The sequence below is a fragment of the Xenorhabdus anantnagensis genome, from assembly GCF_028598555.1.
Taxonomy (GTDB): domain Bacteria; phylum Pseudomonadota; class Gammaproteobacteria; order Enterobacterales; family Enterobacteriaceae; genus Xenorhabdus; species Xenorhabdus anantnagensis.
Genome location: NZ_JAQRFN010000003.1, coordinates 105,322 through 127,159, shown reverse-complemented (window position 1 = coordinate 127,159; position 21,838 = coordinate 105,322). Strand labels below are relative to the sequence as shown.

Genomic DNA, 21,838 nt, shown 5'->3' with positions numbered 1-21,838 from the left:
AGGCTCTTATTACTTGATTAAATTAATTGAAATTATAATTAAAACAAACATGGTAGCGTAATGTAATAATAAAGCCTGAAATTAATGGAGAATAAAAACATGAAAAAAATCATGGCGAAGATACGTAAAAACAAGATGACTAAAATCCTTACTTTCTCAATGGGAATACTATTAGCAAATATCGTAGCAAATATCACACCATCCCACGCCGCAGTTATTCCACCGGGCACTCAATTGGCTGAGAAACAAGAGATTGTGCGTAATAATGGCTCTTTCCCCGCTTCATTGGATGTGCATAAAGTAGAAAGTAATGTCGAACTGAATATTATCCATGATTTTTTTGATGGTTTAGTTTACACCGATAGAAAAGGCAATATCGAACCGAGATTGGTAGAACGTTGGGAAACCGATGACAATCAAACATGGGTTTTTCATTTAAGAAAAGGAGCGAAATGGTCTGATGGTTCGCCAATCACCGCGCATGATGTGGTATTTAGCTGGCGGCGTTTACTTGATCCGACAATGGGTTCTCCTTATGGCAGTTATCTTGGAACAGCCCATGTCATTAATGCAAACGACGTATTGTTAGGTAAGAAAAAAGTGGAAGAGCTTGGTGTTAAAGCTCTGGATGATTTCACACTGGAAGTAAAACTTGATAAGCCAGTGGCTTATTTCTTGCAGATGCTAACTCATCCAATTTTAGTTCCTATCAGTGAAAAAGTGGTCAAAAAGCAGGGAGATCAATGGACACATCCAGATACTTTTGTAGGCAGTGGTGCGTTTAAATTGTCTGAATGGAAAGTGAATGAAAATGTTATTGGGGTCAGGAATCACCATTATTGGGATGATAAAAACACGATAATTAATAAAGTCACTTATCTTGCTCTTACATCAGAAAAGTCGGATTTAAATCGTTATCTTGCTGGTGAAATTGACATGACCATGACCATTCCCTTGGACTCTTTTGCATCATTAAAGAAAACATTGGGTGATCAAGTTCATATTAATCCGATGCTCAGTACCTACTATTACGTCTTCAATACTCAAAAACCGCCATTTAATGATGTCAGAGTCAGGAAGGCATTAAACTTAGCTATAGACAGAGATGTGATCGCTGAAAAGGTATTGGGAATGGGGCAACTTCCCGCTTACAATATTCTTCCTCCTAATATTGGAGGCATTGTATTAAATCCACCAGAATATGCCTCATGGACACAGGAACAAAGGATTAAAGAAGCCAAAAAATTGTTAAATGAAGCAGGTTTTAATCAAAGTAATCCACTCAAATTTAACTTACTTTATAACACAAGAGAATCGCATAAAAAGATTGCTATTGCTGTCACTTCAATGTGGAAACAGAACTTAGGAGTGCAAGCCAACTTACAAAACCAAGAGTGGAAAGTGATGTTGGATAATATGCATCAGAACAAGTTTGATGTCGTCAGATATGCATGGACAGCCGATTACAATAGTCCTATGTCTTTCTTGGATACTTTCCTGACAGGAAGCAGCCATAATATTCCGCTCTATGAAAATAGTGCTTTCGACCAGATGGTGATTAAAGCCGGTGAAACCAATGATATCGCTTATTACCAAAAGGCGATGGATATTTTCAACAATGATATGCCTGTAATTCCGATTTATAGTTATGTCAGTAATCGAATGGTAAAACCGTATGTTGGCGGGTTCTATGTAAGCCCGATGGATTATATTTCTACAAAAGACCTCTATATCATTAAACATTAAATTAGATCAGGGCCTGTTAACAGGCTCTGATTGTTATAGTAATTATTAATCTAACTTGGATTCGAAAAATAAAGACAATTATGGAGAGTTAAAATATGAGGAAAATAACGAGCAGTAAAAAAATAAAATTATTACCCTGTGCCATTGCTTTAATTTTTGGAAATATATCACTATCTTATGCGGCGATTGTCCCAGAAGGAACACGGTTGGCAGATAAACAAGAAATCGTGCGTGATAATATGTCAGAACCTGCCTCATTGGATGCTCATAAAGTTTCCAGCGATGTTGAATTCGATATTATTCATGACTTTTTTGATGGATTAGTTTATACCGACAGGAAAGGCAATATTGAACCAAGATTGGCGGAACGTTGGGAAACGGAAGATAATAAAACATGGATTTTCCATCTAAGAAAAGGGCTTAAATGGTCAGATGGCTCACCAATCACGGCGCATGATGTGGTATTTAGTTGGCGGCGTCTGGTTGACCCCAATACTGTATCACCTTATGGAAGTTATCTGGAAAATGCAGCGATCATGAATGCTAATGATGTACTTATTGGTAAAAAGAAAGGGGAAGAGTTGGGGGTAAAAGCACTGGATGATATGAGGATAGAAATCAGGTTAGAAAGACCAATGGGTGATTTTCTACAGATATTGACTCACTCTGTTATGGTTCCTCTTAATGAAAAAGTAATAAAGAAACATGGCGATAAATGGACAAGACCGGGAAGTTTTGTTGGCAGTGGGCCTTTTAAATTATCTGATTGGAAGGTGAATGAACAAGTTATTGGTATAAGGAATTCTAATTATTGGAATGATAAAAATACGGTAATAAATAAAGTCATTTATCTTGTTACTGGTTCGGAAAAGGGGGCTTTAAATCGTTATTTATCAGGAGAAATCGATTTTACTAAAACAATTCCATTGGAATCTTTTGAATCGTTGAAAAAAACAATAAATGATCAAGTGCATATATCACCTAAGCTTGGAAGCTATTTTTACGAATTTAACAATAAGACACCTCCATTTGATAATATTAAAGTAAGGCAAGCATTAAATTTAGCTGTGGATAGAGATGTCATTGCATATAAAGTATTAAGGCAGGGGCAAAAACCAGCTTATACTATTATGCCGCCCAATATTGGAGGTGTTAATTTTACAGAGCCAGATTATGCTTCATGGACACAAGCTCAGCGTGTTGAAAAAGCTAAAGCGTTATTGAATGAGGCTGGGTTTGGTCAAGATAACCCTCTAAAATTTAACCTGCTCTATAATACTCATGAATCGCATAAAAAACTTGCCATTGCCGTCAGCTCAATGTGGAAAAAGAATCTGGGGGTTGATGTCACTTTACAAAATCAAGAGTGGAAAGTGATGCTGGATAATATGCATCAAGGTAAGTTTGAAGTTATCAGAAGAGCCTGGATTGCTGATTATAATAGCCCGATGACATTTTTAGATATGTATCAATCGGGGCAAGTTAAAAATACGGCATCATACGAAAGTAGTGATTATGATACTTTGATAAATAAAGCAGGAGAAACTAATAATAAATTGTATCAGCAACAGGGACTGGATGTTATCACCAGAGATTCTCCAGTAGTACCTATTTATTATTATGTTAATTCAAGATTGGTAAAACCCTATATCGGAGGTTTTTATGTCAGTCCAACAGGGTATGTTTCAACAAAAGATCTTTATGTTATTGAACACTAAATAAAAAGGAAGTTTAGAGTCTGTATTAACAGGCTCTAATAAACAATAAATAAAGTTATCAAACTATTATTCTGTTCTATTGTTATCGTTTGGAGAGATATCACTTTATCCCATTAGGCAGTAGTACTTGCAGGAAATAATACGTGTAGGAATAAAACTGGTAGATAAACAAGAACAAGATTATTGTTATTTCAAAGTCATTGCTTATAAGTCGAATTCGCCTATGGCTATAATATCGTGATCATAAACACATGATTATAAAATCATGCTTATAAATACAGTTTTGTATTTGCAGCACTGTTTTTTTATAATTTAGTGAATGTGTTTTTATTATCAAATTGATTTAAAATTAAAAAATACAACTTTCCATAAATTATATGAGAGAAATTAATTTTTTGTTGTTTATTGTTGTTGCGCTCAATTATTTATTGAGTCATAAATAGAGCTGCATGCTGTAACCTGAAACTTGAATTAAAAATAAAATGGGGATTACACATTAAATACAGACAGCTATAGAGGAACATAACATGTTAAATAAAATCAATGCAAAGGTAATTAAAATATTAACTTATTCTATGAGTATTATGTTGGGCAGTATCACGCTATCCTACGCCGCAGTTATTCCATCTGGTACTAAATTAGCGGAAAAACAAGAGATTGTTCGTAATAATGGTGCTGAACCAGCTTCACTGGATGTCAATAAAGTTGAGGGTAATATAGCACTTAATATTATTAATGATTTTTTTGATACATTAGTGGGCACGGATAAAAAGGGCAATATCCTACCCAAACTGGCTGTAAGTTGGGATACAAAAGATAATAAAACCTGGATTTTCCATTTGAGAAAAGGGATCAAATGGTCTGATGGAACGCCAATTACCGCTCATGATGTTGTTTTTAGCTGGCGACGGCTGACAAACCCCAAAACGATGTCTCCTTACGGTAGCTATTTTGTTGATGCTTCCGTGGTGAATGCCAAGGAGATTTTGGCCGGGAAGAAAAAAGTGGAGGAGCTTGGTGTCAAGGCCTTGGATGATTCGACATTGGAGGTCAGACTGGAAAAACCCGTTGGATATTTTTTACAGATGCTGGCTTTCCCTATAACGGTTCCGATTAGTAAAAAAGTAGTTGAAAAATATGGTGATAAATGGACTCAACCTGAATTTTTTGTTTCTAGTGGTGCGTTTAAATTATCAGAATGGAAAGTAAACGAAAAAATTGTTGGTGTTAAAAATCCTTATTATTGGGATAATAAAAATACTGTTATTAATAAAGTAACTTATCTTCCACTTTCATCAGATATTTCAGATTTAAACCGTTATCTTGCCGGAGAGATAGATATTACATTTACGATCCCATTGGGATCTTTTTCATCCTTAAAGGAAAGTATAGGTTCACAAATTCATATTTCACCAATACTTAGCACATATTACTATTCGTTTAACAATAAAAAACCGCCGTTCAATGATATCAGAGTTAGACAAGCACTGAGTCTTGCTTTGGATAGAAATATTATTGCAAATAAGGTTGTTGCCCAAGGTCAAATACCTGCGTATACCATTCTACCTCCGGGGATCGGTGGATTTAAATTTAAACAGCCTGAGTATGAAAAATGGACACAAGCTCAACGCATTAAAAAAGCCAAACAATTATTGAATGAAGCAGGTTTTAATAAAAATAAACCCCTTGAGTTTAATTTGGTTTATAACTCATCAGAAATGCATAAGAAAATTGCCATTGCTGCAACTTCAATGTGGAAAAAAAATCTCGGAGTCATTGCTAATATTCAAACTAAAGAGTGGAAAGTTTTGTTGGATAACGAGCATCAGGGAAAGTTTGATGTCGTTAGAGCTGGGTGGATTAGCGACTATAATAGTCCGATGTCTTTTTTAAATATTTTTACAACACATCAAACCAATAATGTCTCATTCTATTCTAATAAAGATTTCGATAATTGGGTTCGTAAAGCTGGAGAAACTAATAATCAAAAAGATTTTCAACAGGCTATAGATATTATGACAAAAGATACTCCTATCGTTCCCGTTTATTATTATGTGACAGATCAATTAGTGAAACCTTATATTGGAGGCTACTATTCTAATCTTATTGGTATAACAGCAACGAAAGATCTTTATGTTATTAAGCATTAGAATCAGAGCAAGAGCCTGCTTTAGCAGGCTCTCCATGATTTATTGCAATGCTTTACGCGCAGCCAGAGCTAAGAATGCACTGCGGCTGCCATACTCAGGATGCTGTTTAACTTTGGCATCAATACGATTAATCAAACGCAATGGTAGTGTGATATTAATACGCTCTGTTTTATCTTCGAACTGACTCATGTCTACAGGGATTAAAAGCGATTGCCCATTTTGGTACTCATTATCATTTTCTATGAGGTGCTCTTGCATGGTTTTTGGAAATGGGAATTCCAGGTTTTGCTCTTTCATTAACTCGAAATGTGCATTGATCGCAGCATGTGCTTCTTCAAGTGTGTCACCAGCAAAGATGCACCCAGCAACATCAGGGAACCAACCACTGGCGCTACCATCTTGATCTATTACGATAAATGCTGGATATAACATAATTTCATTCCATTTTTACTTGTGTGCTTTGTCAGGATAATTCGTTATTTGTTAACTGGATTATTTGAGTTTTGCATCTTTTCTAATCTTGTTGAGAGTTCCTTGTTTAAGATCTTTACGCGGATGCGGCACTGTTATCACGACAGCAAATTTAATAGCTAATCTCTGTGTTTAAACCCGAAATTCTGGCGCTAACTGACTGAATCCCAATCCATTCTTTTTTTCCACTTTGATCTGAACAGGGATACGTTCTTTTAAGGCTTCGACATGACTGATTATTCCGATGGTTCTTCCTGAGGCATTAAGGTGATCCAATGCATCCAGAGCAATATCCAGGGTTTCAGGATCAAGTGTGCCAAAGCCTTCATCAAGGAATAGGGACTCTATCTGGGTCTTGTTACTGACTAGATCAGATAAGGCGAGAGCAAGGGCTAGACTGACAAGGAAACTTTCCCCTCCGGAAAGAGTTTTGGTATCCCTAATGGCATCTGCTTGCCAAGTATCAACGACTTGTAATTCCAGACTGCCGTCATCTTTGCGTTGCAAGTAGTAACGTCCATGTAATTTTTCCAACCGGATATTAGCCAGATGTACAAGGTGATCCAATGTCAGTCCTTGAGCAAAACGGCGGAATTTAGCACCATCCGCAGAGCCAATGAGATTATTGAGATAACTCCAGTCATCATAGTTTTGTAGTGAAAGAGTGATTTGTGCTAGCAATTCCTGCTGTTGCTGACGGCGAGTTGCATCGCTGTTCAATAGGGTTCTGACTTCACCTTGTTGTTGATTGTTGTATTTCAACTTAGCCGTAACGTCCGCCAACACGGCGGATAATTGCTGGTCTTCATATTGTTCAAGTGCATATTGTTCAAGTGCGTATTGTTCAGGTAACTGAGGCTGCATTTCTGTATGCCGCTGTAAAGCTATTTGAGATTCTTGATGCCGTGTTTTGGCTTGCAATTGTTGCTGTTCAAGCTTTTCCTGTAACTGTTGTAATTTTTCCCGTTGTTCCGGTTCCAATAAAGCCCGTTCAAAAGATAATTGATCAGGAAAACCTTGCTTCTCCAAGCCTGTTTGGAATTGACTGGCAGCAAGTTTGCAGTTTGCTTCGGCTGCGGTGTGGCTTTTTTCAATTTCACTGGCAGCGCCGGTTAATTGACTCATTTTGTTTTGCAGTTTTTGCAGGTGGATGGCAGCCTGCTTGCAGGCCACTTCCAGTTCATTGGTTTTTTGCTGCAAAGCCTGACGAACAGCAATTATGGATTGTTCGCCAAATAAACGCTGACGTTCCTGACATGTTTGTTCCAATAACAACTTTTGCTGCTGCTGTTGCTCATTTAAAGTATGAATATGGGTAGTTAGCTTATTTTTTTGCTTGTCTAATTCACTCACTTTGCTTTGCAAGGCTGCTTGTTCATTTTGTAGTTGCTGCCATTTTTTACGTGAATCATGGTAGTTTTTTGATTCTTGCTCACGTTGTTGCAGCCAGTTTTCTGTTTCCTGATGGGAGGGAAGTGAGAAAGGTGTTGGCTGTAACTCTGTAGTTAATTGCTGTGATGTAGCTGCGTAATCGGCTTCTATTTGTTGGGTTTCTGTCGTCTTCTCTGTCAATTGTTTCTGGGCTGAATCCAGTTTGTACTTTTCCAGCTCGATGGTCTTTTCACATGCTTGGTATTGTTCTCGGTTGGCGGTAAGTGCTTTTTCGGCCGTTTGATAGTTTTTTTCTGCCTGCAAGAGCGCTTCCTGCTGCGCCTGATGCTGGTGATAAGCAGATTGCCGCTGACTGATAAAGTGATTAACCGACTTTTCATCCATCGGTAATTCTATTGCTTGTAGCTGCTGGCAATGATGATTCCACTGTTTGACCAATTCGGTCAATTTAGCGTTGCATTGTGCAATATTTTGTTGGAATTGTTCGCTGTGTTGCTGCTGAATTTGTTGTTTTTGCTGTAGAGCTGTGCGATTTTCTTGAAGTTGATCAATCTGTTGGCGCAGAGTTTTCAAACGCTCTTCTGAGTGTGGTAGCGCAATATTCTGGTATTCGCTGATTAAAGGATGATGAGTTGAGCCGCAAAGCGGACAAGATTCACCTTCTTTTAATTGTGCTCGTTCTTTTTCCAAACTGACGATCCGCTGCTCTAAACGAATTCGGTTAGTGAGATCATCATAATGTTGCTGTTTGTCTGCTAATTGTTGGTTGAGGGTTGCGATCTGATCCGGTAAAGCTTTTATCAATGCTTGAGATTGTATCAATTGATTCTGATCAGCCGTGATCACAGTTTGAAACTGTTGGATCTGGGGAAGCAAGATCTCCAGTTGGTTCTGTGATGCCAATTGTTTCTGATAATCTTCTGAGTTTTTCTGTAACTGTTCCAAAGGGTGCTTGTGCTGTAAAACTATGAGTTGCTTTTCAGCAGAGGCAACGCGGTTGTCTAGTGTTTGGTGCTGTTCTTGTTGTTTAGCTAATTCCGCATTCAATGTATTTAAATGATCGGTTGTGCGGGTAAGCTCAGACGCGATTTGTTGGGTACTTTGGGTGAGTTGGGTTATTTTGTCTTGTCGCTCTTTCTGGCGAGTGAATAACTGTTTCCATTCAGGCAGTTTGCTATCTAAATTGCCGTAATAAGGGTGCTGCTCATAATAGGATTCCAACGCCTTTTGCTCATTATTCAAGATAGTTGTTTGATTTTGGGCGATTTGGTGTTGGGATAATATGTCAGTGAAATCGCGGTCTTGCCCTGCGATCTCTTTTTCAAGTTTTAGCAGATCTTTGGATTGAATATCAATTTTATGATCGAGCGGCATAATTTGCTCTGAGATGAGCTTTTCTTGCTGATTTTGATGATGTTGGTGCTCTGCCCGAATTTTTTCCAACTGTATCAGTTGTTGTTCCGCAGGTTGCTGCATTTCCAGTTGTTGCTGGCGTTCATTCTCTATTTTTGTACGTTGTTCAGTAAGCCGCTGTTTCTCATGAGTGCCCCGGTTTTGTGCATCCCACAACGGGCGGATTTTCTCTGCTGGTTCGCTGACGGCAAGTTGCTGCAATTGAGGCTGAGCTTCTTGAATGGCTTGCTCGGTTTGTTGCAAAAGGGAAGCATTGCTTACTAGTGATTGTTGTAGTTCATTACGTCGAAATAGCCACTGCTCGGCAGTTTGCAACGCTTTCATTTGTTGACTGAGTTGGGCTTCTTCTGCAATAAGTTGTCGTTGTTGATTTTGATATGTTTGTTGTTGTTCTGGTGTAAGTAATTCAATGGAGGAGGCTTTAGCTTGTTGGATGTTCAGCGCAGATTGTGCTTCCTTATGGCGTTGATAAATTTCTTGGGACAAAATACCGTAAATTTCTGTTCCGGTTAGCTCTTCCAATAAATCTGCCCGGTCTTTATCCTGCGCATTTAAAAATGCGGCAAAATCCCCCTGTGATAAAAGCATGGATTTAGTAAAACGACTAAAATCCAGTCCGGTTATTTCGGCAATTTTTTCTTTTTTCTCTGGGAGCTTATCAGCCAAGATTTTTCCCTCTTTTTTGAGGGCTAATTCTCCTTTTGGTGGCTGGAGCTTCCCATTTGCCTGATTGCGGGCACGGCGCTGGCTCCAAAAGGCTCGATAAGCGACGCCCTTGACTTCAAATTCCACCTCAGCAAGACACTCTGCGGCATGGCGGGTCATTAATTCATTCTGAGAGGCAGAAATGGTGCCGAGTCTTGGGGTTTCATGGTAAAGGGCGAGGCAAATGGCATCCAACAAGGAGGTTTTTCCTGCGCCAGTTGAGCCGGTAATGGCAAATAACCCATTGCTGTAAAATGGTTCTGCCGTAAAGTCAATTTTCCATTCACCTTGCAGGGAGTTGATATTTTTCAGCCGTAAGCTAAGAATTTTCATGGCATGTTCTCTTCATGTTATTGCTGAGAAATATCATCCAGCGTTTGTTTAAACAGGGTGGTCAGGCGTTGTTTCTGGGAAAGATCGTCTATTTCTGCCAGCGCCAAACGACGCTCGAAGACTTCATTTACGCTCAGTTCGGTGAGTGTTTCTTTATTTTGTTCAGACAGTGAAAATTGACGGGCGCTTTTGCTGCGGCGTAGCAGGATGATCTCAACCGGCAGACCTTCACTCAAGGTCTGGATGCGTTTTTGGATATCGGGCAGGTAATCTTGAGTTGCGACTTCAATATCCAGCCAAACAGGCCGTTCTCCCTGATATTCCTTGAAAGCCTGTAATTGCTCTTCGATGTGTTTCAGATTCCCACGAATAAGCTGCATCGGTTGATAATGGGGTATTGGCAGGAGTGTGATGCTATTGAGCTTATCTGATTGAAAGTCTACCAAGCAGACACTTTTTTCTTGTCCCACTTCATCAAAACTGAGCGGAATAGGGGAACCACTGTAGCGGATATGCTCTGATTTACCGATGACTTGCGGGCGATGGATATGCCCCAATGCAATATAGTCAGCGGGTGGAAATGCCTGTGCAGGGAAGGCATCTAATGTACCAATATAGATATCGCGAACGGAATCCGTAGTGGAAGCCCCCACTGTAGTGAGGTGACCTGTGGCAATGATCGGTAATAACTGGCCGAGTTGTTCACGTAATGCACAAGCGTGTTGGTAGAGCTTGTGGTAATGTTCGGTGATGGCATCTTGTAATGCTTGTTGTTTTTGTACGCCAGATTGCCCCGCCTGACTAGTCATGATATCCCGTGGACGCAGATAGGGAATGGCGCAGAGAATCGCTCCTGTATTACCATCTCTGTTATTCAGAATTTTTATCTGTTGCGTTATATCTTCGGATTCAGTATTGGCAATCACAGTAGTATTCATGTACGAAAGGAGGGATTTTGATTCGTTGAGTGTGGCAACGGAATCGTGGTTTCCTCCAAGAATGACAAGCTGGCAGCCTGTGGGCTGTAGTGTCACAATGAATTGGTTATAAAGTTCGCGTGCATAGCTGGGAGGAGAGCCTGTATCAAAGATATCGCCGGCAATAATCAGTGCATCAACCTGATGCTGCACTATTTTTTCAATCAGCCACTGTAAAAAGTGTTTATGCTCTGCGGAGCGGCTTTTGGTAAAGAAATATTGGCCAAGATGCCAGTCCGATGTATGAATGATTCGCATGATTTCCCGCCGTTGCCTGTGTGTTTTTCTTACCTGTTACAGGCGCTAATTATAATGGTAGTGTGAGGGATGTCCTGTGCAATTCAGCTTCTTTTACTGAATTTTCGAGCGGGTTCGCATCCATAATGAAATATGACAAAGGTACAAGATTTTTTTGAGAGTCGGTTTGTTTCTTGATGATTAAGAAATAATAGTTTTCATAAAATTGTCATAAAATTGACCCATACTATTTCAAAGTAAATGTTGCTGACCTTAATGATATTAGCAGGGTTAACCATGGTGAAACGTATTTTGGTAGTTGAAGATGAAGTACCGATTCGTGAAATGGTTTGTTTTATACTGGAGCAAAACGGTTATCAGGCCATTGAAGCCGAAGATTACGATATGGCAATAAGACGTTTGTCTGAGCCTTATCCAGATTTGGTATTATTGGACTGGATGCTTCCTGGGGGATCGGGAACACAACTTATCAGGCAAATGAAACGGGATAATAATACCAAGACGATCCCTGTCATTATGGTAACTGCCCGGGCAGAAGAAGAAGATCGGGTACGTGGTTTAGATGTCGGTGCTGATGACTATATAACGAAACCTTTTTCACCCAAGGAATTGATTGCCCGCGTCAAGGCCGTTTTGCGTCGTCTTTCACCTATGGAGGCAGAAGATATTATAGATATGGATGGATTGATTCTGGATCCGTCATCCCACCGCGTTTCCAGTCAGGGACAGGATTTGGAAATGGGGCCAACTGAATTCAAACTTCTCCACTTTTTTATGACTCACCCTGAGCGTGTTTATAGCCGCGAACAGTTACTCAATTATGTGTGGGGAACAAATGTTTATGTGGAAGATCGCACGGTTGATGTCCATATTCGACGCTTACGCAAAGCGTTGGAGATAGGAGATCACGATAAGATGGTACAGACTGTGCGTGGTACAGGATACCGCTTTTCTGTCCGTTATTGACCGTTATTGATGTCCACTGTTGAGAGCGATGAGTTTCGTTAGTGTTGATTGATGATGTTGGCATTGGGGTAGTGGATAATAATTCAGTCTTAGTGTTTTGATTCCGGAGTAAAGTAGCGTGCTTGAGCGTTTGTTTTGGAAAAAGTTGGTATTGGGCCTTGTGCTTTTTTGCTTACCTGCTGTCATTTTGTCTCTTTTTATTGGTCACTTGGCAGGGTTGCTGGTTATCGCGCTATTTTTAGCTCTGGTATGGCATGGCTATAATTTGTTGAAGTTATCCGATTGGTTATGGCTGGACCGCAGTACGTTACCGCCAGTCGGTCATGGCGGCTGGGAACCTATCTTTTATGGTATTTACCAGATGCAGCAACGCAATCGCAAACGGCGCCGTGAACTGGCATTATTAATCAAGCGATTTCGCAGTGGGGCTGAATCACTGCCGGATGCCATTGTGATGATGACCACGGAAGGCAATATTTTTTGGTGTAATCGTCTGGCACAACATTTACTTGGGTTTCGCTGGCCTGAGGATAATGGTCAGCATATCTTCAATCTACTTCGTTACCCTGATTTCAGCCGTTATATCACGGCGAATGATTTTTCCCGCCCTCTATCCATCGAATTGAATAATGGAAATATGATGGAATTCCGCATCATGCCTTATTCCGAGACACAATTATTGATGGTCGCACGCGATATTACCCAAAAACGACAGCTGGAAAATGCCAGACGGGATTTTTTTGCCAATGTGAGTCATGAACTGAAAACACCGCTTACTGTACTGCAAGGTTATTTGGAGATGATGGAGGATCAGGCGTCCGGCAATAAATTAAATCAAAAAGCCGTTGGTACGATGCAGGAACAAATACGGAGAATGGATAATCTGGTTCAGCAACTGTTGCATCTTTCCAAAATTGAAGTGGGGCCACAAGTGGATATGAATGAAGTTGTTGATGTTCCTAATATTTTGAAAATATTGCAGCAGGAGGCTCTGGCCTTGGGTAATGAGCAGTACGATATTGTGTTTAGCATTGATGAAAAGCTGAAAGTTTTCGGTAATGAAGAACAATTGCGCAGTGCAATGTCCAATCTTGTCTACAACTCTATTAAACATACTCCTCCGGGAACAAGAATTGAGGTTAGTTGGCAACATGTTTCTCAGGGTGCCCTGTTCAAAGTGAAAGACAATGGTGATGGAATTAGCGCTGAACATTTACCGCGCCTGACAGAGCGCTTTTATCGTGTAGATCGTTCCCGTTCGCGTCAGACTGGGGGCAGTGGGTTAGGTTTGGCGATAGTGAAACATGCATTGCATCACTACAATACTCATCTTGATATTTCGAGTGCCTTAGGGAAAGGATCTGTTTTTAGTTTTCTATTGGCGTCTCGGCTTATCGTTTCTGCTAAAAAAAATTTCATAAGAAAATGACAAGCTTAATATAACTAAATGATAACAATACGGACAAAAAAATGATTTATTAATCAATGTGAACAAGAAGTATGCAAATCATATAGTGTGTATTCAATGATAGATAACAATAATCACTAATTTTAAAAATTAGTTTGGAATATTGTTCTGGTTTTTGGTTTGACCCTTGCCTTTTGACGCTATAAAAGTTTTACTTGTGGGCTGTTGTTGGCGATTCTAGCTGTATCACCACTATCATTCTGTATCTTGCGTCTATCAGTGAATATTATGTTTATCACTCACTGTTAAATCAGAATTCAGTCTCGCCAGTGAAAATTCAAGTGTTTGCGATATGACTATCGCACATGCATTTCTTTTGGCAATAATACATTGACAATCATTATGACACACCGTTTATCATCTAAGGATATTTGGGCATTAGGTTTTATGACCTTTGCCTTGTTTGTTGGAGCGGGAAATATTATTTTTCCGCCTATGGTTGGTTTGCAGGCAGGAGAGAATGTTTGGATTTCTGCAGTAGGCTTTTTGCTAACTGCTGTTGGCTTGCCAGTCATTACTGTAATCGCTTTGGCGAAAGTGGGTGGAGGAATTGAGGCACTCAGTTCACCCATTGGAAAAGTTGCAGGTTTGATTCTGGCAACTGTCTGCTATATGGCTGTTGGCCCTCTGTTTGCAACCCCAAGAACCGCAACGGTTTCTTTTGAAGTGGGTATTGCACCTCTTACCGGAACGGGTGAGCTTCCTCTATTCATCTATAGCGTGATCTATTTTGCGCTAGTGATGCTGATTTCATTGTATCCGGGCAAGCTGCTGGATAGCGTCGGTCATATATTGGCTCCAATCAAAATTCTGGCATTGGCAATTTTGGGTATTGCGGCTGTGCTATGGCCAGCTGGGGGGCCTATTCCTGCCACTGAAACCTATCAGGAAATTCCGTTTTCAAATGGTTTTGTCAATGGCTATTTGACAATGGATACGCTGGGCGCAATGGTATTCGGTATTGTGATTGTCAATGCAGCACGTTCCAGAGGGGTTGAGGCTTCTTCCCTATTGACTCGTTATGCCATGTGGGCTGGTCTGATTGCAGGTCTTGGTTTGGCGCTGGTGTATCTTTCCTTATTCAAACTAGGGGAAAGCAGCGGTACATTAGTGCCTACAGCAGAAAATGGTGCGGTGATTTTGCATGCCTATGTCCAAAATGTTTTTGGTAACTATGGTAGTTTCTTCCTCGCGGTGCTGATTTTCATTGCTTGTATGGTTACCGCTGTTGGTTTGACTTGTGCTTGCTCTGAATTTTTCAGCCGTTATTTGCCGTTGTCCTATCGTACTCTGGTGCTGATTTTGGGTACGTTCTCGATGCTGGTTTCTAATCTGGGTTTAAGCCATTTGATTAAGTTCTCAATTCCAGTACTGACGGCAATTTATCCACCATGTATCGTGCTGATATTGCTGAGTTTTACAATTCGCTGGTGGCATAACTCCACACGCATTTTGGCACCTGCAATGTCTATTAGCTTGCTGTTCGGGCTTTTGGATGCAGTAAAATCTTCTGAGTATCTGTCTCATTTACTGCCTGAGTGGGCGAAGCATCTGCCACTGGCAGATCAAGGTCTGGCTTGGTTACTGCCTACTGCGCTGACTATTGCTGTATGTGCTATTTATGACCGCATCATAGGAGGAGTAAAACTCCCAAAGTATGAAGTGCAGCATGACGAAAAGTAGGAAGTAAGGTTTGCTCATTACAAACGGTTACCTGCTAACGCCATAAGCCCGCTCATGATACAAGGTTCTGTTCATGATATAAGTGGTGATATAGAGATGAGAAGGGTGAGTTGTTAAAAACAACTCACCCTTGTTTATTTATGCTGAATTAATAACCAATGGCGGCACCGGCAGGTCGCCGTACATCATTGGAACCGTAGATATAACCTTCACGGACAATACCGGATACAGCTGAATCATTGCCTGATGAATCCGGGGTCACACCGGCTGCGCCCGGTAATCCGATCATGATTAATTCTGTCGCTCCCCATGGTGTCTGTTCCACCATTTTGTAACCCATTTTTTCCAGTAAATTCAGAGTGTCTTTCGACAGACCACGTTGCTCATAATAAACTTCATCAGGTAGCCATTGATGGTGGATTCGTGGACTATTGACGGCTTCTTGTGGTGGCATGTTGAAGTCGATGATATTCAGGGCACTTTGTAGCGTGATGGAGATAATGCGTGAGCCTCCCGGTGAACCTAAGACCAGAAAGATTTTATTATCTTTGGTCACGAGTGTTGGACTCATGGATGATAGTGGGCGCTTACCAGGGGCGATTGAATTGGTTGCACCTTGTACTAGCCCATACAGGTTTTTCTCGCCAACTTTAGTTGTAAAGTCGTCCATTTCATCGTTTAGGAAAAAGCCTGTCCCTGGTGCAATAACGACAGCCCCAAAGCGTCCATTAATGGTATAAGTTGTTGATACTGCGTTTCCTTCTTTATCCACTACGGAATAATGTGTGGTTTCTGGTTTTTCATGAGGGCTGATGCCCGGCTGAATATTCACTGATGGAGTGGCTTTGTTGGGCTGGATTTCTTTTCTGATCGATTCTGCATAGCTTTTACTCAACAGCCGATCAAGGGGGTTGTTGATAAATGCTGGATCGCCCAGATAGGTATTTCTATCCATATAGGCGTGGCGCATGGACTCGGTCAATGTATGAATATAGGCAGCAGAGTTGAATCCCATGGATTTAAGATCATAGCCTTCAACTATGTTCAATATCTCACATAACGTAACACCACCAGAGCTGGGAGGTGGAGAAGAAATGAATTTATAGCCACGGTAACTGCAAGTGACGGGAGCTGTTTCTGTGATGTGGTAATTGGCAAAATCTGCTGCGGTAATAATTCCTCCTGATTTTTTTGATGCTGCTTCAACTAACTGGGGGATTTTGCCGTGATAAAAAGCATCAGGCCCTTGTTTGGCAATCATTTCCAGTGTATTAGCCAAATCTGTTTGGATGAGTTTGTCACCGGGTTCGAATGGCGTACCATCTTTGCGCAGGAAAATACGGGCAGCTTCCGGATCTTGAGCGAAACGCTTAACTGTGGTGTCCAGAACATCAGTATCGCCACGAGTAAGAATATAGCCTTCGCGTGCCAGTTTGATGGCCGGTGCCATGACTTGTTCGCGGGTCAATGTACCGTACTTTTTCAATGCCTCTTCAAGTCCCATAACTGTGCCCGGTACACCAATCGCTTTATAACCATACAGGCTGGCACCTTTGATAACATTTCCGTCTTTGTCCAGATACATGTCAGCGCTGGCTGCGGCAGGGGCTGTTTCACGGAAATTAATGAAAGTATCTTTGCCATTGGCGAGATGAATGGTCATAAAGCCGCCACCGCCAATATTGCCGCAGCAAGGATTAACCACTGCTTGGGCATATCCAACAGCAACAGCGGCATCAATGGCGTTTCCGCCCATTTTGAGAATATCGATGCCAGCTTGTGAAGCAAGGTGTTGTGAGCTGACAACCATACCCTGTTTGGCCTCAACAGCAGGTTCAGTAGCAGAATAAAGTGGGGTGGAAATGAGTAGGGATACAGCTATAAGTGGAATTTTCCATGTTTTGAACATGTGTTGTTCTCCTGAGGGTAAGATTACTGTTAATAGATTTGAAAGGTTGTAGTGTTTGTGTTGTGAATGTGTAATTTACCTTATCTAAAGCTCAGGATTTTTGGAAGGTAATTTTCTATGGGGTAGTCAATAAAATAAGAAATTTCAGCTAGATGAGCAGAAAGGAAAGGAGATTGAATTAAGTATAAAAAACCAGCCGACTGAGCGGCTGGTTTATGGTAGTTCAAATGTTATGAACTATTTAAGCTTGACGGATATTACAGCTTGTCAGCGTTTTTGGTCAGGTATTTTGCTACGCCTTCAGGTGAAGCGCCCATACCTTCCTGACCTTTCGCCCATTGTGCAGGACAAACTTCGCCGTGTTCTTCGTGGAATTGCAGAGCGTCAACCATACGCAGCATTTCATCAATGTTACGGCCCAGCGGCAGATCGTTAACCACTTGATGACGAACAACACCATTTTTGTCAACCAGGAAAGAACCACGCAGAGCAACGCCAGCTTCTGGGTGCTCAATGCCGTAAGCTTTCATGATGTCACGTTTGATGTCAGCGACCATTGGGTATTTGACTTCGCCAATACCGCCGTTGTCGATTGGGGTTTTACGCCATGCGTTGTGAACGAACTCAGAGTCGAAGGATACACCGATAACTTCAACGCCACGTTTCTGGAATTCTTCATAGCGATGATCGAAAGCGATCAGCTCAGAAGGGCAGACAAAAGTGAAATCCATTGGCCAGAAGAAAATAACAGCAGGGCGGCCATTCAGGTGTTTTTTCAGATTGAAGTTATTAACGATTTCACCGTTACCGAGAACTGCAGCAGCTGTAAAGTCAGGGGCTTGGCGGGTTACTAAAACCATAATTGACTCCTGTGATTTTAAAAGGTGTTATGTAAAAACGGGTTACAGCATAAGGAATTAGGGTATAGCAATAAAGGATAAAATACCAATCAATGTAATAGATTTTACCTATCAATAATTTGTTTTTAATTCCTTTTAGCCTACATAAGATAAAGCTATTTATGAAAAGTGCAAGTTGTGAAAAATACAAGATATGCAAAATATGAGGTCTGGAAAACCTCCTACTCAAGTAAACGCTTATTTGATGCCAGTGTCATCATTTCTGGATAGAATCGGCAAAATAGTGCCTCAAAATCAAGGTAATGATTTTCTATATCCTGATATGATCCCGCCAGTGCGGATAATTTCGGGCGCCTGCGTGCCATGCTCTGCAAAACATTGGCGATGCATGACATATCGGCATAACGGATGAGCAAGTTCTGTGACCAGAGATAATTGTTCAGTTCTTGAAATGTTTCAGGTGTTGAAGCGAGATGAGGTTCTATATTGTTGCGGGCAAAATTGACAAACTCTGGCAGAGAGTAATTTTTTTCAAATTTGTTCCAATGTCGGGAAAGAAAGTGATCCCAGATGATATCAAGCGTAATTGGTGCAACGCGTCGATATTCGTAGCGGAATAATTTGCGTGCTTCTGTGACAAGCGGATGCTTGTCCGTCAAGCTATCTACCCGACGGTGCATACGGATACCCGCTACAACGTCAGAACTGAATGCGCCTTCTGGAGAACCTCGGACGAAATCCGCCATCAAATTCCCCAATAAAGAACTTTCTGATAATGCAGCTAAATGAAGGTGTGCGAGAAAATTCATAGTGGGAGTATACCGTAAATAGTTAAACTAGGTGCTTCTTTGTTGCACCCTTGCGTTTGCAGCACTAGACTAGTCCGCCTGTTTTTTTGAATGATACAGATAAAATGCGTGTCGCTGATTTTACATTTGAACTGCCAGAAGAGCTAATTGCTCACTATCCCCAGCCGCAGCGAAGTGCTTGTCGCCTGCTTTCCCTTGATGGTGAAACAGGAAAGCTGACGCACGGTATTTTTACTGATGTGCTGGATAAGCTGGAAGCCGGTGATCTGTTGGTTTTCAATAATACCCGCGTCATTCCTGCGCGCCTGTTTGGCCATAAAGCAACGGGCGGAAAATTGGAAGTTTTAGTCGAAAGGATACTGGATAATAAGCGAGTGCTTGCTCACGTTCGGGCTTCCAAGGCACCGAAAGAAGGCGCTGAACTTATTCTCGGTGAAACTCAGAGCGTTAAGGCAACGATGCTGGCGCGCCACGATACTTTGTTTGAAATCCGTTTTGATGATGAGCGTGATGTGTTGACCATTTTGGATCAAATTGGTCACATGCCTCTGCCTCCTTATATTGATCGTCCTGATGAAGATGCGGATCGCGAGTTGTATCAGACAGTCTATAGCGAACGCCCGGGCGCGGTGGCTGCACCGACTGCCGGATTGCATTTTGACGAGCCTCTTCTGGCTGCCCTGCGTGAAAAAGGCATTGAAATGGCCTTTGTCACTTTGCACGTTGGTGCGGGTACTTTTCAGCCGGTGCGGGTAGAAACTATCGAAGATCATGTGATGCATGCCGAATATGCTGAAGTGCCACAGAATGTTGTGGATGCGGTACTGGCATGTAAAGCGCGTGGCAATAGAATTATTGCTGTAGGAACAACATCCGTCCGTTCACTGGAAAGTGCCGCGAGAGCTTGCCAGGATGGGGTTATCGCGCCATTTTTTGATGATACCCAGATCTTTATCTACCCTGGATTTGAATATCAGGTTGTAGATGCACTGATTACGAATTTCCATTTGCCAGAATCCACACTTATCATGCTGGTTTCGGCGTTTGCGGGCTATAAAAACACCATGAATGCCTATAAAGAAGCGGTAACAGAAAAATATCGCTTTTTCAGTTATGGTGATGCGATGTTTATCAATCGCAATACTGTGGCTTCAAAAGAATTGGTAGCTTCAAAAGAATTAGTCGCATCGGAAGAATTGGTAGCATCGGAAGCAGCGGTATCGAAATAAATAGTTTGGAATAAAAGATTCTAAAATCAAAATTGTTCTTCATTTCAGCTTCGCTGGTTTGAATGGCGTATAAACAAACATCAGACTGTTTTTCTGTTGTCTGGAGGTTAAGTGAAATTTGAGTTACAAAAGACGGATGGAAATGCCCGTCGTGGTCGATTGATTTTTGATCGTGGCGTTGTGGAAACCCCGGCATTTATGCCTGTAGGTACTTACGGTACGGTAAAAGGCATGACCCCCGAAGAAGTAAAAGAAACGGGAGCGCAGATCCTATTGGGAAATACTTTCCACCTTTGGTTGCGCCCGGGGCAGGAAATCATGAAATTACATGGTGACCTGCATGATTTTATGCAGTGGCAAGGCCCGATTCTGACTGACTCTGGTGGTTTTCAGGTTTTTAGCCTCGGTGCTATGCGTAAAATTAAGGAAGAAGGCGTTCACTTCCGTAACCCAATCAATGGAACGCCAGTATTCCTCAGCCCAGAAAAATCAATGGAAATCCAATATGATTTGGGTTCTGATATTGTCATGATTTTTGATGAATGTACGCCATATCCTGCTGATTGGGATTATGCGAAACGTTCCATGGAAATGTCATTGCGCTGGGCTGCCCGTAGTCGCCAACGTTTTGATGAGTTGGATAATAAAAATGCCTTGTTTGGCATTATTCAGGGCAGTGTCTACGAAGATTTGCGTGATGTTTCTATAAAAGGGCTGGTGGAAATCGGCTTTGATGGCTACGCTGTAGGTGGTTTGGCTGTCGGTGAACCTAAAGAAGATATGCACCGTATTCTGGAGCATGTTTGTCCTCAGATCCCACAGGATAAGCCTCGCTATTTAATGGGGGTCGGCAAGCCAGAAGATTTGGTTGAAGGTGTTCGTCGTGGTATCGATATGTTTGACTGTGTGATGCCAACCCGTAATGCCCGCAATGGTCATTTGTTTGTGACTGAAGGGGTTATCAAAATCCGCAATGCCAAACATAAAGAAGATACTTCTTCATTGGATGAGCTTTGTGATTGCTATACTTGTCGCAATTATAGCCGTGCATATCTCCATCACTTAGATCGTTGTAACGAAATCCTTGGTGCAAGGCTGAATACGATACATAATTTAAGGTATTATCAGCGTTTGATGGCTGGAATTCGCAAAGCCATTGAAGAAGGCAAACTGGAACAGTTTGTTGAAGAGTTTTATCAGCAGATTGGTAAACCCGTTCCGCCGTTAAATATATAATTTATCGTGACTAATCAGTCTCAATATGTGTAGCATATTGGGCTGGTTTTTGATCGAGCCGCTGCCGATTTTCAATAGCAATATTTTCGACAGCAGCATTTTCGACAATAATATTTTCAATAGTAATGTATTCGATAACAATGTATTCGATAACAATGAGGGAAATTTGATGAGTTTTTTTATTTCTGAAGCTGCGGCAACTGCTGGCGCGCCAGCGCAAGGAAGCCCATATTCTCTGATTATCATGCTGGTTGTTTTCGGTTTGATTTTCTATTTCATGATCCTGCGTCCACAACAAAAACGTACCAAAGAACATAAAAAATTGATGGATTCCATCTCCAAAGGAGATGAAGTGCTGACTTCTGGTGGTTTGGTTGGTCGTGTCTCTAAAGTGTCTGATACAGGCTACGTTGTTGTTGCTTTGAATGACACCACAGAAATAACTATCAAGCGTGATTTCGTCGCTGCCATTTTGCCGAAAGGTACAATGAAGGCTATTTAATTTTCCGATTTTC

The 21,838-nt window shown here is 41.3% G+C and carries 15 protein-coding genes and 1 pseudogene; 9 read left to right on the top strand and 7 right to left on the bottom strand.

The features are described 5' to 3' along the window. Nucleotides 1–99 precede the first annotated feature (99 nt). The 3 genes from PSI14_RS03670 to PSI14_RS03660 all read left to right on the top strand — a co-directional run bounded on the left by PSI14_RS03670 (nucleotide 100) and on the right by PSI14_RS03660 (nucleotide 5,614). A complete protein-coding gene (locus tag PSI14_RS03670; RefSeq protein ID WP_273574460.1) occupies nucleotides 100–1,746 on the top strand; it encodes an ABC transporter substrate-binding protein in 1,647 nt (548 codons plus the stop codon). Between the two features lie 95 nt (nucleotides 1,747–1,841). Further along, nucleotides 1,842–3,464, top strand: a complete 1,623-nt coding sequence (locus PSI14_RS03665) for an ABC transporter substrate-binding protein (protein WP_273574459.1) — start codon at nucleotides 1,842–1,844, stop codon at nucleotides 3,462–3,464. A 527-nt stretch (nucleotides 3,465–3,991) separates the two neighbouring features. Further along, nucleotides 3,992–5,614 (top strand): ABC transporter substrate-binding protein, encoded by a 1,623-nt coding sequence (locus tag PSI14_RS03660; protein ID WP_273574458.1) that lies wholly within the window; start codon nucleotides 3,992–3,994, stop codon nucleotides 5,612–5,614. Nucleotides 5,615–5,653: 39 nt separating this feature from the next. On the opposite strand, the gene PSI14_RS03655 is transcribed toward PSI14_RS03660, so the two are convergent. The 4 genes and pseudogenes from PSI14_RS03655 to sbcD form a co-directional block, all read right to left on the bottom strand. Next, a complete protein-coding gene (locus PSI14_RS03655) occupies nucleotides 5,654–6,046 on the bottom strand; it encodes a type II toxin-antitoxin system HicB family antitoxin (RefSeq protein WP_273574457.1) in 393 nt (130 codons plus the stop codon). A 60-nt stretch (nucleotides 6,047–6,106) separates the two neighbouring features. Further along, nucleotides 6,107–6,196 (bottom strand): annotated as a pseudogene (locus PSI14_RS03650) (type II toxin-antitoxin system HicA family toxin); the annotation flags it as partial. 21 nt (nucleotides 6,197–6,217) lie between these two features. Next, entirely contained in the window at nucleotides 6,218–9,928 is a 3,711-nt protein-coding gene (locus PSI14_RS03645) for an AAA family ATPase (RefSeq protein ID WP_273574456.1), read from the bottom strand. A gap of 17 nt (nucleotides 9,929–9,945) precedes the next feature. Next, a complete protein-coding gene (sbcD, locus tag PSI14_RS03640) occupies nucleotides 9,946–11,163 on the bottom strand; it encodes an exonuclease subunit SbcD (protein WP_273574455.1) in 1,218 nt (405 codons plus the stop codon). A 276-nt stretch (nucleotides 11,164–11,439) separates the two neighbouring features. Between sbcD and phoB the strand changes: the two genes are divergently transcribed. The 3 genes from phoB (at nucleotide 11,440) to brnQ (ending at nucleotide 15,280) form a co-directional block, all read left to right on the top strand. After that, nucleotides 11,440–12,129, top strand: coding sequence for a phosphate regulon transcriptional regulator PhoB (phoB, locus tag PSI14_RS03635; RefSeq protein ID WP_273574454.1), 690 nt, complete (start codon nucleotides 11,440–11,442; stop codon nucleotides 12,127–12,129). A gap of 118 nt (nucleotides 12,130–12,247) precedes the next feature. Continuing rightward, nucleotides 12,248–13,558, top strand: coding sequence for a phosphate regulon sensor histidine kinase PhoR (phoR, locus tag PSI14_RS03630; RefSeq protein ID WP_273574453.1), 1,311 nt, complete (start codon nucleotides 12,248–12,250; stop codon nucleotides 13,556–13,558). 381 nt (nucleotides 13,559–13,939) lie between these two features. Beyond that, on the top strand, nucleotides 13,940–15,280 hold the full coding sequence (brnQ, locus tag PSI14_RS03625; protein ID WP_273574452.1) for a branched-chain amino acid transport system II carrier protein: 1,341 nt from the start codon (nucleotides 13,940–13,942) through the stop codon (nucleotides 15,278–15,280). A 148-nt stretch (nucleotides 15,281–15,428) separates the two neighbouring features. Here brnQ and ggt read toward each other — a convergent pair whose 3' ends face one another. From ggt to PSI14_RS03610, 3 genes are all read right to left on the bottom strand, one after another. Next, nucleotides 15,429–17,189, bottom strand: a complete 1,761-nt coding sequence (gene ggt / locus PSI14_RS03620; protein ID WP_273574451.1) for a gamma-glutamyltransferase — start codon at nucleotides 17,187–17,189, stop codon at nucleotides 15,429–15,431. 257 nt (nucleotides 17,190–17,446) lie between these two features. Continuing rightward, nucleotides 17,447–18,049, bottom strand: coding sequence for a peroxiredoxin C (locus PSI14_RS03615; protein WP_092517121.1), 603 nt, complete (start codon nucleotides 18,047–18,049; stop codon nucleotides 17,447–17,449). A 221-nt stretch (nucleotides 18,050–18,270) separates the two neighbouring features. Continuing rightward, on the bottom strand, nucleotides 18,271–18,858 hold the full coding sequence (locus PSI14_RS03610; protein WP_273574450.1) for an acyl carrier protein phosphodiesterase: 588 nt from the start codon (nucleotides 18,856–18,858) through the stop codon (nucleotides 18,271–18,273). A gap of 104 nt (nucleotides 18,859–18,962) precedes the next feature. Here PSI14_RS03610 and queA point away from each other — a divergent pair, with 104 nt between their 5' ends. The 3 genes from queA (at nucleotide 18,963) to yajC (ending at nucleotide 21,825) form a co-directional block, all read left to right on the top strand. Then, complete coding sequence (gene queA / locus PSI14_RS03605; RefSeq protein ID WP_273574449.1) at nucleotides 18,963–20,087, top strand: tRNA preQ1(34) S-adenosylmethionine ribosyltransferase-isomerase QueA; 1,125 nt, start codon at nucleotides 18,963–18,965, stop codon at nucleotides 20,085–20,087. Nucleotides 20,088–20,198: 111 nt separating this feature from the next. Beyond that, nucleotides 20,199–21,323, top strand: coding sequence for a tRNA guanosine(34) transglycosylase Tgt (gene tgt, locus PSI14_RS03600; protein WP_273574448.1), 1,125 nt, complete (start codon nucleotides 20,199–20,201; stop codon nucleotides 21,321–21,323). 169 nt (nucleotides 21,324–21,492) lie between these two features. Then, nucleotides 21,493–21,825: a preprotein translocase subunit YajC gene (yajC, locus tag PSI14_RS03595; RefSeq protein WP_273553282.1), complete on the top strand. Its 333-nt coding sequence runs from the start codon at nucleotides 21,493–21,495 to the stop codon at nucleotides 21,823–21,825. Nucleotides 21,826–21,838: the final 13 nt, after the last annotated feature.